This window comes from Alteromonas genovensis, assembly GCF_010500895.1.
Classification (GTDB): Bacteria; Pseudomonadota; Gammaproteobacteria; order Enterobacterales; family Alteromonadaceae; genus Alteromonas; species Alteromonas genovensis.
The window spans coordinates 228,078-242,790 of record NZ_JAAAWO010000002.1 but is presented as its reverse complement, the minus strand read 5'-3'; the positions used below and the strand labels follow the sequence as shown (position 1 = coordinate 242,790).

General features: G+C 45.1%; 13 protein-coding genes. 1 reads left to right on the top strand and 12 read right to left on the bottom strand.

Annotated elements, in window-relative coordinates; all coding sequences use genetic code 11:
* Positions 1–503 precede the first annotated feature (503 nt).
* Both GTQ48_RS03815 and GTQ48_RS03810 read right to left on the bottom strand, forming a co-directional pair.
* Positions 504–1,349, bottom strand: coding sequence for a flagellin N-terminal helical domain-containing protein (locus tag GTQ48_RS03815; RefSeq protein WP_163105243.1), 846 nt, complete (start codon positions 1,347–1,349; stop codon positions 504–506).
* 806 nt (positions 1,350–2,155) lie between these two features.
* Positions 2,156–3,001, bottom strand: a complete 846-nt coding sequence (locus GTQ48_RS03810; protein ID WP_163105242.1) for a flagellin N-terminal helical domain-containing protein — start codon at positions 2,999–3,001, stop codon at positions 2,156–2,158.
* A 239-nt stretch (positions 3,002–3,240) separates the two neighbouring features.
* Between GTQ48_RS03810 and GTQ48_RS03805 the strand changes: the two genes are divergently transcribed.
* Positions 3,241–4,200 carry a hypothetical protein gene (locus GTQ48_RS03805; protein WP_163105241.1) on the top strand — a complete coding sequence of 320 codons (960 nt, stop codon included), beginning with the start codon at positions 3,241–3,243 and terminating at the stop codon, positions 4,198–4,200.
* 29 nt (positions 4,201–4,229) lie between these two features.
* Here the strand turns inward: GTQ48_RS03805 and flgL are convergent, their stop codons facing one another.
* The 10 genes from flgL to flgC form a co-directional block, all read right to left on the bottom strand.
* Positions 4,230–5,453, bottom strand: coding sequence for a flagellar hook-associated protein FlgL (gene flgL, locus GTQ48_RS03800; RefSeq protein WP_032094382.1), 1,224 nt, complete (start codon positions 5,451–5,453; stop codon positions 4,230–4,232).
* A 7-nt stretch (positions 5,454–5,460) separates the two neighbouring features.
* Positions 5,461–7,548, bottom strand: a complete 2,088-nt coding sequence (gene flgK / locus GTQ48_RS03795; protein ID WP_163105240.1) for a flagellar hook-associated protein FlgK — start codon at positions 7,546–7,548, stop codon at positions 5,461–5,463.
* 14 nt (positions 7,549–7,562) lie between these two features.
* Positions 7,563–8,519: a flagellar assembly peptidoglycan hydrolase FlgJ gene (flgJ, locus tag GTQ48_RS03790; RefSeq protein WP_163105239.1), complete on the bottom strand. Its 957-nt coding sequence runs from the start codon at positions 8,517–8,519 to the stop codon at positions 7,563–7,565.
* Positions 8,520–8,531: 12 nt separating this feature from the next.
* On the bottom strand, positions 8,532–9,638 hold the full coding sequence (locus tag GTQ48_RS03785; RefSeq protein WP_163105238.1) for a flagellar basal body P-ring protein FlgI: 1,107 nt from the start codon (positions 9,636–9,638) through the stop codon (positions 8,532–8,534).
* Between the two features lie 15 nt (positions 9,639–9,653).
* Entirely contained in the window at positions 9,654–10,346 is a 693-nt protein-coding gene (gene flgH / locus GTQ48_RS03780; protein WP_163105237.1) for a flagellar basal body L-ring protein FlgH, read from the bottom strand.
* 11 nt (positions 10,347–10,357) lie between these two features.
* Positions 10,358–11,146 (bottom strand): flagellar basal-body rod protein FlgG, encoded by a 789-nt coding sequence (gene flgG, locus GTQ48_RS03775; protein ID WP_032094378.1) that lies wholly within the window; start codon positions 11,144–11,146, stop codon positions 10,358–10,360.
* 85 nt (positions 11,147–11,231) lie between these two features.
* Positions 11,232–11,975 carry a flagellar basal-body rod protein FlgF gene (gene flgF / locus GTQ48_RS03770; protein ID WP_163105236.1) on the bottom strand — a complete coding sequence of 248 codons (744 nt, stop codon included), beginning with the start codon at positions 11,973–11,975 and terminating at the stop codon, positions 11,232–11,234.
* A 195-nt stretch (positions 11,976–12,170) separates the two neighbouring features.
* Positions 12,171–13,556: a flagellar hook protein FlgE gene (gene flgE / locus GTQ48_RS03765; RefSeq protein WP_163105235.1), complete on the bottom strand. Its 1,386-nt coding sequence runs from the start codon at positions 13,554–13,556 to the stop codon at positions 12,171–12,173.
* A 14-nt stretch (positions 13,557–13,570) separates the two neighbouring features.
* Entirely contained in the window at positions 13,571–14,257 is a 687-nt protein-coding gene (locus GTQ48_RS03760) for a FlgD immunoglobulin-like domain containing protein (protein WP_163105234.1), read from the bottom strand.
* A 31-nt stretch (positions 14,258–14,288) separates the two neighbouring features.
* Positions 14,289–14,711, bottom strand: coding sequence for a flagellar basal body rod protein FlgC (gene flgC, locus GTQ48_RS03755; RefSeq protein ID WP_163105233.1), 423 nt, complete (start codon positions 14,709–14,711; stop codon positions 14,289–14,291).
* Positions 14,712–14,713 lie beyond the last annotated feature (2 nt).

The following is a 14,713-nucleotide window of genomic DNA, read 5'->3' as shown; positions in this document are numbered from 1 at the left end:
ATAGATCTCTTAAGCTCATTTGCTGGGCTAAAAGTGTTGTCAAAGACGATAAAATGAATTTATATGAGGCGATATCATCAAGAAATCAGGCAAGACAAGGCGCTAACCTTGCAACAGCGGTTTAGAGCATATGATTAAAAAGAAGCTTCACTGCTTAAAAAATTAAATGAGGATTCGAAATTAAGTTGGCATCAAAGATGCTTTAATATTAATGGATTTCAGCGTTGCTCTACTGAGGTCTGAAATTGGTGGGATGTTTCGGCGATTATAAAAAAAAGGCCGAGACACAAAGTCTCGGCCAATTTGCTCACGTTAGGAGATTGAGCAAAATTAGTTTCTGTCGGCTGGCAGGGTTTAGTAGGACAAACTGGCCTCTCAACCAACGCTTCTACACTCTCAGTCCTGTTAGTCGGCGCTTTCTTAAAGGTGCGACCTCACGGTCGCATTCCTTTCTAGGGGATGGCCTCTCAACTCCTTCCCAGACTTACGCCTAATTTAAAAGATTAACCTAGTAGTGATAATGCAGCCTGTGGACGCTGATTAGCCTGCGATAGGATAGTCGTACTTGCCTGCTGTAATATCTGATTACGGGTTAGTTCTGCCGTCTCTGTGGCAAAATCAGTGTCTTTGATGCGAGATCTTGCCGCTGACACATTTTCAGAAATATTACTTAAATTACGAATAGTTGATTGAAATCTATTTTGTAGAGCACCTAAGTCAGCTCTAATTCCACCGATTGCTGATATAGCGCTATCAACTGAAGACAATAGACCTGAAGCATTTGCTTCCGTCAACACGTCTTCGGATGTAATACCTAAACCTGTTGCACTGAATCCTTGAACGCCTGCGCGCGTTAGTGCCTGGCTAGACAAATTTACCGAGATAGTTTGACCGGCATTCGCACCCACCAAGAATCGGGCAGAAAAGCTTCCTGTCAGTACGTCCACACCAGCAAACTGGGTTGTTGTCGCAATTCGCGAAATTTCAGTACGTAATGCAGATACTTCTTTTTGCAACGCTAAGCGGTCAGCAGAGCTATTTATGCCGTTTTGAGATTGGATTGCAAGCGTACGGATACGTTGTAACGCAGTCGTAGTTTCCGCCATTGCACCCTCAGCTGTCTGCGCTAGCGAGATACCGTCATTCGCATTTCTAACAGCTTGGTTTAAGCCTTGAATCTGCGATGTCATTCTGTCGGTGATTTGCAAGCCCGCTGCATCATCCGCGGCGCTGTTTATGCGAAACCCAGAAGATAGACGCTCAAACGCGGTATCTAAGTTGTTTCCGGTATTAAATAATTGACGTTGTGCATTCAATGATGACACGTTGGTATTTACAAATAGACTCATGGGGTCTCTCCTAACAGTTTCGAGTGATTGCGCTATTGGTTTTATTATTTGCGCGTTGTATTAAATTCTTGGCACAGTGCGTGCTTGATTTAAGTAGTCAGATTTATCTGACACTTCATCGGCACACTACTGATGAAGTTTGCTAAACGGAGAAGTTTTCTTCTCTTTGCTGGCTGGTGAGATTGATGTTCCAAACCTCAAACCTCTCACTACCTCCTGGCTTCATTCTCGCCTGTCAGCAGCTCCAACCCTTCTAGCAAACCTTCCTATATATCGACATTAAAACACAATTACTTTAGAACTTTTTAAACTGCACTTTTAACATCTTAATAGGTTGATTTTCCTAACCTTTAATTTCACTTACTTTATTTACTTTACGCAAAAAAGGTCTTGCTTAGTGCCCTACTAATGTTGTTATTAGCACTTGGGAAGTAAAAACGTTCGTTATCTCCCCTTTGTAATAGTTATCGTCCTATTACCGATTTTCCTTTAGCGTTTTTTGCCCATTGAGACGAAAAAAAAGTGAAATTTTTAAAAACCGATGATTTTCATGACATTACGAACCAATTGAAATCATAAAGTTGAGATTGAGATGCAGGAAAATTAAGACTTTGTGAATAAAACAGCCTATGTGAAAGTAATAGAAAGCAGAATGAGGAAAAAGTATTCGGCAACATCTAAATACTTTAGATACAAAAAAGCCAGTAAATTGAAATACATTCAATTACTGGCCATTTAAATAGATAACAAGCACTGGGTCACTACCCCCTGGCTTCATCCTCGCCGTAGTCTATGGCTTAGAAAGCTTATCCTAGAAGCTGTAACGCTGCCTGTGGGCGCTGATTCGCCTGAGACAATACAGTTGTACTTGCCTGCTGCAGTATCTGATTACGGGTTAAATTAGCGGTTTCAGTTGCAAAGTCCGTATCCTTTATTTGTGAACGTGCAGCAGAAACATTTTCAGAAATGTTGCTAAGGTTACGAATAGTTGATTGGAAACGGTTTTGAAGCGCACCTAAATCAGCACGTAATCCACCTACCGCTGATATTGCTGTGTCAACGCTTGCAAGCATTGCTGATGCATTACCATTGCTTAGAACATCGTCGGTAGTAATTCCAAGACCAGTAGCACTAAATCCGCTCACGCCTGCTCTCGCCAATGTTCCAGAAGAAAGGTTTACGGATATTGTTTGCCCTGCATTAGCTCCAACCAAAAACTTAGCAGAAAAATCACCAGATAGAATATCTACACCGGCGAACTGAGTCGTTGTAGATATTCGTGAAATTTCAGTACGCAGTGCAGACACTTCTTTTTGAAGTGCTACACGGTCTGCAGAACTGTTAATTCCGTTTTGCGATTGTACTGCTAGAGTACGAATGCGCTGAAGCGCGGTGGTAGTCTCAGATAGCGCACCCTCTGCAGTTTGCGATAGTGAGATCGCATCGTTTGCATTTCGAACCGCTTGGTTAAGACCTTGAACTTGTGATGTCATTCTATCGGTTATCTGAAGGCCTGCGGCATCATCAGCAGCGCTGTTGATACGGAAACCTGAAGACAAACGCTCAAATGACGTATTCAAAGAATTACTAACATCGAATAACTGACGCTGTGCATTCAATGATGATACATTGGTATTGACGAACATAGACATAAAGTCTCTCCTACACTCTCAGTCCAGCGTGGGCTGGCTGTCGGGTTTTCCGACGTTTTGTTTTAGTAGTCATCAACACCTGAGGGGTAATTGATGAACTGGCTCTCTCAGAAACTGTATCGACAATATGTAACTTCCCTTTAGAAAAAATTACGATTATTGCCGATTAGCGGTAACATATTGCCGCTTATTGCCTGAGTTAAGCGCCGTAACTATCGGATTTTAATAGGAGATTTTTAGTGCTGGATAAATTGAAAATACTTGAGGTCACTCAGATATCAGCGCCCGCATCTCATGCTGCCTTTACTGATTTATGCGAAGATCCTTTTGATATATCTTTTGCGTCGCTATTTTGCACCTACCGCGAGGCTGATACCCATGTCAGTCCAAACGGCAGAATTATCGTTGTACGAATAGATAAAAAAACATTGAAGCCATTCAATTCTTGGGCATTAAAAATACCAGGCACAGATCTTCGAGATCCAAAACTTTCTTTCGATGGCAAACGTCTTATCATCACCGCTTATGCTAAAACTGTTTTAGAAGACAGTAGCCTTTCACGTCATATGGTGAGCTATAGCTCTGACACAGGATTATCCTGGAATGGACCACACTATTTTGGCGATGACGCGTGGTGGATTTGGAATTGCGATTGGTTTAAAACAACGGCATACGGGTTTGCCTATAATCGCAAAGCTCAATCTATAAGCTTGTATAGGGGTAATCCTTTAAACTCAATGACATGCTATCAAGACAATGTATTTGGACTTGAAAAATCAGACAAGGGTTACCCCAATGAAAGTGCGCTTCTCTTTGACGAACAGGGTAATGCGAGCGTCTTTTTACGCCGAGATGCCGACACATACAGCGCTCAATTTGGATACGCAAGTCCTCCCTACACAAACTGGGACTGGTATGATTTAGACATTTACATCGGCGGACCAGCAGCAGTTATGTTGGAAGATGGGAATTTTGTTGTGGCAGGTAGACACGTTGAATGGGAGGACGATATTTTCAGTACAAGATTATGGCATTTTGATGTTCAATCAAAGAAGCTCACTGAACTGATTACTCTTCCAAGTGGCGGTGATACTAGTTATCCAGGTTTGGTACTTGATAACGATATTCTTTACGTATCTTATTATTCGAGTCATTGCGATGAAGAAGCGCGGGTTTACCTTGCTAAATTGAGCATGTAAACCCGCGTCAATAACCTATTCAGCTCAGCTTAAATAAAGTTAAATAAAGACAAGTTGGTTATTTTTGGGAATGTAGCAAGGGCCGCATTTAGCGCCGTCTCTTGTTGAGCAAATTTAGTCGACGCTTCAGCGTAATCTACATCTTGAATGGATGAGCGCGCTGCTTTAGCTGCAATTTCCATATCCAGATTAGTTTCGTACGATGATTCTGCAATGTTAAGTCGACTGCCGATGGACGCCCGTTCTAGAGAAATTCGCTCTAAGCCGTTATCTAGCCCTACCAATGCATCGGCAATAGACTCTTGCAGTGCGCCGTTATCAATGGTGCTGTCTAGCAGAATCTCTTGAATCTCATGAATTGCCTGAGCCATGCTTTTCTTTTCTGGCGTATCCAGAGAGAAATCTATACTGTTGCCGGCAACGGCAGTAGCCTCAAACTGCATGCCTTTTATGGTAAAAGGTTGACCCGATGTAAAGCCTACCGTATCCACTACCGCGCCCGTACCTTGATTAACAAGTTCGGCTTGTCCACCGGCCAAGAAATTCACCCGATAGTTATTGTTAGCTGCATTCACAGGGTCAAAGTTTTTATCAAAAAACGTATCGAATGTTCCCTGCTCTTTTACCGTTGCGCTTTCTAAATTGCCTACAGCACTTCCTGTTACTGAAAATTTAAAACGAGAAAGCACGTTTTCAAACACATCATAACCATTGCTGGTTGACTGAATTTTCGAGCTATTTGAAAGCTGGATAAAACTGACACCGGCATCACCGGCAAAAGAAACGGCATTACCTGTAGATGCAGGATTAAAGGAAAACGCCTGATTGCCAGACTGATAACCTGCATAGAGGTAATTTCCGTCGGCATCTTGCGTGTTCATCAAATCTAAAACTTCTAATTTTATCTGTTCTAGCTCCGCACCAATGGCCCGTTTATCAGGGTCGGCTAAAATACCGTTGCCTGATTGAACAACCAACGTTCTAGCACGGTTGATAGAATTGGTGATATTCGTCAATACTGCTTCTTGCTGCTCTAAAGACCCTGTCACTAGGTCGTTGTTGCGCTGAAATTGAGTAAGCTCGTCCACTTCCTCGGTTAAACGTAGTACCTTTGCTGCGCCAACAGGGTCGTCACTAGGAGCAATAATTCGCTTACCTGACGCAAGTTGCTCTTGAGTCTTAGACAGCTCGGTCTGATTATTCATAATTGAACGAACGTTTTGATCGTAAATTTGATTTGTAGTTATGCGCATTTATTAACTACCTCGCTGACTGGAGAATAGTGTTAAACAGTTCTTGTGCGGTGGTAAGAATACGAGCCGCCGCGGCGTAACTTTGCTGATACTTAATCAAGTTGGCAGCCTCTTCATCCAAACTCACTCCGGAGACGGACTGAAACCAGTTTTCTGATTGCACCTGCATAGCTTCAGCCGACGCCAACGACACTTTGGCCATCGCAGCATCTTCACCGATGCGACCTACCATTGACGCATAGGCATCTTGAAATGTACGTGGTGTATTTGTGGCTTCACTGCTCACCTGAACTAAGTTCTCATTTTGTAAGGCCGCAAGATTAAGGGCATTGCTGTTATCGTTAAAACCGTCAGTATTATAAGCGAGCGAAAAGCTATCACCGGCTCTTGGAACGCCGTCTAAACTTATATCGTAGCCAGGGTAATCAGTAAGACCGCTTAGTCCCGCTGGCCACGTACCGCTATTTTTTGCCTGTTCAATGAGGTTGTTTAAATCGGTTGTTCCGGTAACGCTTGCCATGACGGCACCAGTTCCATCAACAACATCAAACGTGTCTGGGGCAGTGAATACAATTTGAGCGGGCGCCCCCGTATCAATACCACCGGCACCATCAAAGGCAGAGCGGTCGATACCAGTACCCAGCGTAGTATTAGATACGGCTACATTCACCACACTCGCATCACCTAAGTTTGTACTGTCGGCTTGACCGCGAACGGGTGTTGCAAACGCCAAATCTTCTGGTCGCATTGTGCTGAAATCGATTTTTGACGCTATGGTTTTTGTAGGCTGTATGAGGAATTCGTTACCTACCGTGTAGCTAGATGTTCCTGCGAAATCTACTTCAATTCCACCTGGCAGCTCGTTAAAGCCAGAGGAAACAGGAAAGTTTGAAAACACGATATCGTTACCAGAGCCATCTTTCTTTGGTGTTCCGTCTGCATTTAAAAACGTAATTTCCAGCTCACTAGGCGCTCCACCGGAAACTGCAGTTACTTCAATTTTGTAATCTGCATCTGTTAATTCTGCGCCCATACCTTCGGTAACTTGTGCTGTGACTACATAATCACCATTAGTGTCTGAGTACGCTAAGCCGCGAAATGACGGGATATCGAAAATATTACTTCCTAGCTGGCCGTCTAGGTCCATACCTAACTTATTCTGCTCGTTCATCGCGTCAGCGAAAGCGATAGACAGCTGACCAACGTCTCGCATTGTGGGGCCAAGCACTTCGTTTCGGTAGCCGAATAGTCCGCCAAGTGCACCGCCCAAATCACTTTCCTGAATTCGCAGTGACGCGTCGGCTTTTGTTTGCGAGCCAAAGTTTGTTTCAAGAGTTAACTGCTTTAACGACAGGTCAGCATCGGTGTTAACTTCAAATAAGTTAAACGCGCCGTTTTCCAACACCAAGGATTCACCAGAGGTTAAGTTAATGGTAACCGCACCGTTTTGTGTCTGACTTTCCTTAACATTAATCCCCATAATTGACGATAACTCATCAACCGCTTTGTCTCTCTCATTGAGCAGTGCTGATGGCTGATCGGCTGTACTGTTTCCATTAGCAATAACAATATTTCGGTTTAAATCACCGATATTGCCAATAAGGGTATTTGCGCGATTAATCAAAGAAGTAAACTCTAAGTTAAGCTCCTCCTCTTTTTCAATCATGTAGTCAGACAGGGTTCTCATACGCTGAAACAAGGACTCTGACTTGCCAAGTACTTGCTCTCGAGACGCTAAGTTTGTTGGGTCGTCAGCAGCAGTCTGTAGCGCAGAAAAGTATTCGCTCATCCCTTTTGAAATAGAGTTTGCATCACCCGCAAGCAAATTATCGATAGCCGTGGTTTTTGATGAAAATGCCTCAAGCTCTCCAACCGCGGTTATGTCGCGACGAAGTTGATTTTGCGCAAACACGTTGATAATTCTTTCTGTATTGCCAATTTCAACACCAAACACTTGGCTGTTATTCAGCTCTGTGCGCTCGCGGACATACCCAGGCGTATTTACATTGGCAATGTTGTTACTGGTTGTTTGCAGCAACTTTCCACTGGCATTAACGCCACTGGTTGCAAGAGAAAATAAGTCAACTGAACTCATGGTGTATGCCTCCCCTATCTCTGCGGTATCAGCGCATTAAGTCTATCGCTGTTGTAAACAGACATGATCTTATTGGCGTAATGTGGGTCGGTTGCATAACCTGCGTTCTGCAATTCTTGGGTATATTCTGTGGCATTACCTGCAGCTTTCACTGCGTCACTGTAGCGTGGCTGCGTAGCAATAAATCGCCCATAGTCATCCATTGCATCCTCAATAGAGCTGTATGCTCTAAACGCTGCTTTTTGTTTCTGTGGAACCAAACCGTTGAATTCAAGCGTGTCAACAACGGCCTGCTCTCCTTTCCACTCGCTATTTGCTTTTATTCCAAATAGGTTGTGGGAGCTTTTACCGTCGGCTGAGTGAATAACAAATTTCCCCCAACCTGTTTCAACCGCAGCTTGCGACACTATCGCTTTTGCATCCATGCCATACTTTTCAGCTATTTTTTCAGCATGTGGCATAAGTGACTCAACGAATTGCTCAGGACTATCGAACATCGCTTCCTTATGAGCACTTTTGCTGCCCATAGCGTGCGAGGATAACGCTACATTTTGTGCCTGAGATATGGACTCAGCGCGGTGTTGATTAAGCGAAGATAAATTGCCGTCGCTGCGTATAACGCTAGCTGGCGTATAGCTTTCTTCGGTTTGGCCAAGCTGCTTCACAATCACATCGGCAAGACCCATCCCGCCGCCAGCGGTCAAATCCGTGGCTAGCTGTTGGTCGTGCATATCGCGATAAAACTTTACTTGCTGTGAATTAAACGGGCTGTCTTCGTCGGCTAATGCGTCTTGAGCTTTACGCATGGACTTAAGCATCATCTGTACAAAAATCGCTTCGAACTGCTCTGCTGCTTCTTGCAATACAGTCTCATCGCCCGACGCTATGGCTTCGCGCATCTTGTTGATGCTGCCCATATCGTGAACGTTGCGCGCCATATCAAGCTGGCCTTTTGTGCTGAGTGCGTCCATTACCGTAAGCCCCTAAATAATAACCAGTTCGCCGCGTAATGCGCCGGCCTGCCTTAATGCCTCAAGGATTGCCATTAAATCGCCTGGTGCTGCGCCTACTTCATTTACCGCACGCACTAATTGGTCAAGTGTTACTCCTGGCTCAAACTTAAACATTCGGCTGTCGGCCAAATCTACGTCAACGATAGATTGCGTGGTAACCACGGTTTCGCCGTCTGCAAAAGCGTTTGGCTGGGCAACCTGCTGGTTCTCTGAAATAGTGACAGTTAGCCCTCCGTGCGTTATCGCGGCAGGAAGAAGACGTACCTCGCTGCCGATGACAATAGTGCCGGTCCTGCTGTTAATAACGACACGAGCAGGAGCCTCGGCAGGCGTAAATTCAAAGTTTTCTAATGTGGCGAGAAAGCCTACACGCTGTCCTGCATCTCGGGGAGCCGATACTCGAACAGAGGCAGCATCAATGGGTGTAGCAATGACATAGCCATTTTCTGGTTGCGCACCTAAGCGTTCATTTATGGTATCTGCCAGCGATTTCGCTGTAGTAAAATCAGGATAGTGAAGGTTAAGCGTTAACGAATCACCGTTTGCAAAACCACTTGGCACTTCTCTTTCTACCATGGCGCCGTTTGGAATACGTCCTACCGTAGGTGTATTAACCACTATTCGAGAGCCATCGCCACCTTCTGCACCAAAACCACTGACCACCAAACTTCCCTGGGCCACGGCATATACTTCGCCATTCACCCCGCGAAGAAAGGTTTGTAATAGAGAGCCGCCTTGAAGGCTTTTCGCTTCGCCCACCGAAGAAACGGTGACGTCAATTGTTTGTCCGGGCTTGCTAAATGCAGGAAGCTCCGCATGCACTGCAACGGCCGCAACATTTCGAACATTAGGTCGCACGTCGGCACCTAAGCGAATACCAAAATTGGCGAGCATGGTTCTAAAACTTTGTTCAGTAAACGGGTTCTGCTCGCCTGTTCCGGGTAAACCAACCACCAGCCCATAACCTATCAATTGGTTAGAACGCACACCTTGAATAGATGCTACGTCTTTGATCCTTTGAGCATTGGCTGCGCCTGAAAGGCATAAAGCAACCAATAAACATGTTAAAGCACGCATAAGAAACCCCATCATTTATAGCGGCCACCAAGTAGAAGAGAAAAACTTACCTAGCCATCCCTTCTCTTGTGCATTGGCAAATGATCCAGTACCACTATATTGAATGCGCGCGTTTGCTATACGCGTAGATTCAACCTGATTGTCTGGGTCGATATCGAGCGGTCGAACTATTCCAGTTAATCGAATATATTCATCGCCGTGATTTAAGGTCATCCACTTCTCACCCCGCACCACAAGATTGCTGTTTGGTAAAACATCCACAACGGTGACAGAGATACTTCCCTGAAGGCTGTTTGTTTGGTTAGCTGCAGCATCACCGGCAAAATCGTTTGAGCCATCAATACCAAGCTGTATGGATTCACGACCTATATTTACCGCGTTACCCCCTAACCCAATAATAGGGTCAAGCTCGGCAGAAGTTTCTCTTGATGTAGTCGTGTTTGCAGACTTAGTTGCCGCCGTATTTTCACTTAGCGTAACGGTGATGATGTCGCCCACTTGACGTGCAGTGACATCAGAATAAAGGCTTCTTGCTAAATGACCGCGAAATAGTGAACCGTCTTCAATGATCGTTTCTCTGGGATAATCAGGAATGATTGGCGCATAAAAAGGATCGTTTGCCTGTACCGGTGTATCAGGCGTGCTCTCGCACCCTGAGACCACTGATAAAGCAACTAGCGCAGTAAAAAAATAACCGAAACGATACATAGTAAACACTCCTACAGCTGCTGAATGACTTGACCCAGCATTTGGTCAACTGATGAGATAACTTTGGAGTTCATTTCGTAAAGTCGCTGACTTTCAATCAAATTAACGAGCTCTTCCGTTACGTTGACGTTCGATGTTTCCAGCGCGCCCTGTGCTAACATTCCTAGGCCCTGAAGACCTGGAACACCTCGGTTAGGAAACCCGCTAGACACGGTTTCTGAATACAGATTCTGACCAATTGGCTGCAGGCCTGTTGGGTTAACAAAATCGGCAATATTAATTTGTCCTAGCTGCTGAGGCTGAGCCTGCCCCCTGATGCTCACGCTTACTTGCCCGTCTTGAGAGATAGTAATTTGCTGTGCATCAGGTGGTATGGTTATCTGAGGCTGCAGTAAATAACCCGCGCCAGAGGTCACAATTTGACCCTGATCGTTTAAACTAAACTGACCATTTCTACTGTAGGCCGTTGTGCCGTCAGGCTGTAAAATCTCAAAGTAGCCGCGCCCTTGAATAGATAAATCAAGTGCGTTGTCAGTGGTTAGCAGATTGCCTTGAGTGTGGGCTTTTTGCGTAGACACTACTTTCGAACCAGAGCCCAGCATAAGGCCTGAAGGCAGTTCAGTATCTGCAGACGACCTGCCACCTGGTTGGTTGATGTTTTGATAAAGCAAATCTTCAAATACGGCGCGATCTTTCTTAAATCCTACCGTTGAGGCATTCGCTAAGTTGTTAGAAACCACTGCCACGTCAGTTTGTGCGGCATCTAATCCGGTTTTACTAATCCACAATGCTGGATGCATGTTAACCTCCAAACAACACGACGATACGTATTGCTGTTAAAGAAAAATTTTAAAGAAAATATCAAGCAAAAATTGAAATCTGCTATTACAAAATTCTCAACATCGAATTGCCGCGGGTATCGAGCTCCTCCGCTTGCTTCATGACTTTTACCTGTAGCTCGTAATGACGCTGTAAACTGATCATATCTACCATTTCTTCAACGGCGTTTACGTTAGAGCCTTCAAGCATGCCCGACATCACTTTTACATTAGCTGATGGGTCTGCCACCGAGCGGTCTTTCATATGAAATAAACCATCAGTGCCACGCTCCATATCCGAATAGTTAGGGCTTACTAGCTTTAATCTGCCAACCGTCTCTATCACATTAGCCGGTGCGCCAACTTGTCTCATCGACAGTGTTCCGTCCGCAGCAATGGTCAGATTATCGAGAGGGACTGGCAAAAAAAGCGGACCGTTATCCCCTAACACTGCGCGACCGTTAACGTCTGTCAAAATTCCGTCGGTGCTTAATTTAAAGTTTCCGTTGCGTGAATAGGCCTCTTGACCGTCGTCGCCTTGAACAGCAAACCAACCGTCACCTTGAATTGCCACATCTAAATCACGGTCTGTTTTAATCATAGGACCAGACTCGTAATTATTAGACGGGCTTTCAGTCATTGAAAAAACGCGGGTAGGCAAACCTTCGCCGTAGGCCGGCATTGCTCGTGCTTGCTCTAGCTGAGCTCTAAATCCTGTCGTTTGGGCGTTGGCCAAGTTATTCGAGCGAATACCTGTCGCCATAAGGTCTTGAGACGCACCGCTTGCTGCAATATAGAGAAGTTTATCCATGACTGACTTTTGACTCTGTTCAAACCATATACAAAGATTGCAAAGGTAGTGCCAGAATGGTGGGAGTTAGAGCGATGATTTTGACTAGGGTAAGGATATAGAGTTAACGCTCTGATTTTAAGTAATAAAAAGCCGCAGATAGTATCTGCGGCTTTAATTTTACGAGCTCTATTTTTCCACGCTAAGCTACTTCGCCTATCGGATATTCAAGATAGTCTGGTTAAGCGAGTTATTCACTTCCAACGCACGAGAGTTGGCCTGGAAATTACGCTGAGCGATGATCATGTCGATAAGCTCAGTGGTTAAGTTAACGTTGGCTTGTTCTAGTGATGATGAGTTTATCTCACCGAACGTTCCGGTTGTTGCCTCACCCGCAAGAGCCTCGCCTGAAAGAATACTTTCTTTCCACTGAGTACCACTTTCCTGCGTTAGCCCTTGCTCATTAGAAAATCTAACTAGCGCAACACGGACAATAGGCTCAGACGTACCGTTTGAGAAGGTTGCTCTTACCAACCCATCTGGACCGATATCAATGCCGGTCAAACGGCCCACTGGCAAGCCATCTTGCTCTAATGACGTTACCTCAAATGCGGAGGCAAACTGAGTAGGTTCGTTTGGCGTTGCATTGTTAACATCTAGATTAAAATCGATGCTGATTTGTTGGGTTGGGTCAGAACCGTTTGCAAGAATATTCGCGCCCAACGCCTCAGTTTGCATCTTAAAGTCTAACGTGGGAAGACCATCTGGCGTCTCCATTCTGTTAAAATCACCACCTTGTGAAAACAGCAGTTTGGAGGCAGATACTGCATTACCTGTATTTCCGCCAACGGAATTCACCGCGGTTGCTGGGTCGGTATCTGCACCCGTAGAATCGGTCATGTCCACCAGCGTATCATCAACCGCTGTTGCCACATACCACTCGTTATCTGCAGTAGGTGCATTGTCCTTTATAAAGTAATACGTCATTACATGACTATCACCTAACGAGTCATACACTGTTACAGAGGTTGCTGCGTTGTAGGTAAGGGGATCTTCTGGGTCAAAGTCCTGTGGATCTAAACCCACATCGCCCGCAGGTAGGTTCATTCGAATATCAACTTCAGACGTCTGCTGAGGTGAACCTGATGAATCAGGAATACGAACAGGTTCAGTGGTACTCAAGGCAACAGAAGCGCTTGTTCCGTCATTATTAACTGGGAATCCAAGTAGATTATCGCCCGCGCTGTTAACAACAAAATTATCGTCGTCCAACTTAAATTGACCTGCACGAGTGAATGAGAAATCTCGCGAGGTTATTTCAGGAACCGTAGCAAAGAAACCGTTACCGGTTATTGCAAGATCCAGTGATGTATTGGTGAACTGAAGACTACCTTGTGAAAATTGCTGAGCAACTTCTTGGGTAAGCACACCATCACCCACTTTGGTTTTACCACCTGCGAGTAGTGATGCAGCGTACACGTCACCAAACTCTGCCCGTGATTCTTTGAAGCCAACCGTGTTGACGTTTGCAATGTTATTGGCGGTTACATCCAAATCTTTTTGCGCGGCTGATACACCGCTCAGTGCAATATTAAAAGACATTATTAATTCCCCTACTAACTGCCGATTTGAATGACGTCGTCAAGATTAATACTGACATCACCATCCAAATTCAAAATGACACCTTGACCGCTTCCAGCCAAGCTTACGCTACCTACATGACGATTGACCGCTGTGTTCAGCTGTACACCCTCGCCGTTTAATTCGCCAGTGGCGCTTATTACATATTCACCGGCACGCATGAGGTTGCCCTGCTGATCTTTCCCATCCCACTCAAACTCGATATTACCCGCAGTTTGCGTGCCCGCATTGATAGTTTTGACAACCTCACCAAACTGGTTCTCGATGCTTATCGTCATATTCTGGACAGTGCCTTCATTTACAACGACGCCAGATATTCCTTCACCGTCGCTGCCTTTGAAACCAACGTTGCCTTGAACAAGCACGTTCTGACCAATCAAGCTGGAAGCCTGAAGCGCCTGATTCGACGTCATTGACGACGCAAACGTTTCAAACTTTTCGTTTAGCTGAGAGATACCATCAGCCATAGTAAACGATGTCATTTGGGCGACCATTTGGTCGTTGTCTACTGGCTTTGTTGGATCCTGATTAGCAAGCTGCTCTGTCAGCATCGAGAAGAAATCTTCTTGTGAAAGCTGCTGCTCCGTACCGTCAGCTATTTTCACCGTTTCCTCTTGCCAGTAGAGGTCGGTATTTAAGCCGGTGTTATTAATTGTGTTCACTGGTTTGTCCTCACATTAACCCAACCGCGCATTATTGCCCTTGCCCTAATTGCAATACTCGGCGGAAAATACGCTTCGTGGTGTCAGCCACTTGAACGTTTGTTTCGTAAGCTTTAGATGCCGACATCATGTTTGCCATTTCTTCGACGATATTCACATTTGGCTTGTAAATGTAGCCTTCAGCATCAGCCATAGGGTTGTTGGGCGAATACTCAACTTGTAAAGGCGCGTCGCTTTCCACGATGCCTTTAACCTGAACTCCCACACCTTTTGATTGGTCGCTCATTGCATCTTGCAATGCTGATGCAAACACGGGGTGGCGTGCACGATAGGTCTCTTCGTAGCTGCTGCTCACTGAATTTGCATTTGCGATATTACTAGCCGTGGTGTTAAGGCGAACATTTTCCGCCTCCATACCCGTGCTTGATATCTGCATAACGTTAAATAAACCCATTG

Coding starts and splice junctions, on each gene's coding strand:
- GTQ48_RS03815 (WP_163105243.1), bottom strand. CDS start 1,349: ATGAGTCTATTTGTAAATACCAACGTGTCATCATTGAATGCACAACGT.
- GTQ48_RS03810 (WP_163105242.1), bottom strand. CDS start 3,001: ATGTCTATGTTCGTCAATACCAATGTATCATCATTGAATGCACAGCGT.
- flgL (WP_032094382.1), bottom strand. CDS start 5,453: ATGCGCATAACTACAAATCAAATTTACGATCAAAACGTTCGTTCAATT.
- flgK (WP_163105240.1), bottom strand. CDS start 7,548: ATGAGTTCAGTTGACTTATTTTCTCTTGCAACCAGTGGCGTTAATGCC.
- flgJ (WP_163105239.1), bottom strand. CDS start 8,519: ATGGACGCACTCAGCACAAAAGGCCAGCTTGATATGGCGCGCAACGTT.
- GTQ48_RS03785 (WP_163105238.1), bottom strand. CDS start 9,638: ATGCGTGCTTTAACATGTTTATTGGTTGCTTTATGCCTTTCAGGCGCA.
- flgH (WP_163105237.1), bottom strand. CDS start 10,346: ATGTATCGTTTCGGTTATTTTTTTACTGCGCTAGTTGCTTTATCAGTG.
- flgG (WP_032094378.1), bottom strand. CDS start 11,146: ATGCATCCAGCATTGTGGATTAGTAAAACCGGATTAGATGCCGCACAA.
- flgF (WP_163105236.1), bottom strand. CDS start 11,975: ATGGATAAACTTCTCTATATTGCAGCAAGCGGTGCGTCTCAAGACCTT.
- flgE (WP_163105235.1), bottom strand. CDS start 13,556: ATGTCTTTTAATATTGCACTGAGCGGTGTATCAGCCGCGCAAAAAGAT.
- flgC (WP_163105233.1), bottom strand. CDS start 14,711: ATGGGTTTATTTAACGTTATGCAGATATCAAGCACGGGTATGGAGGCG.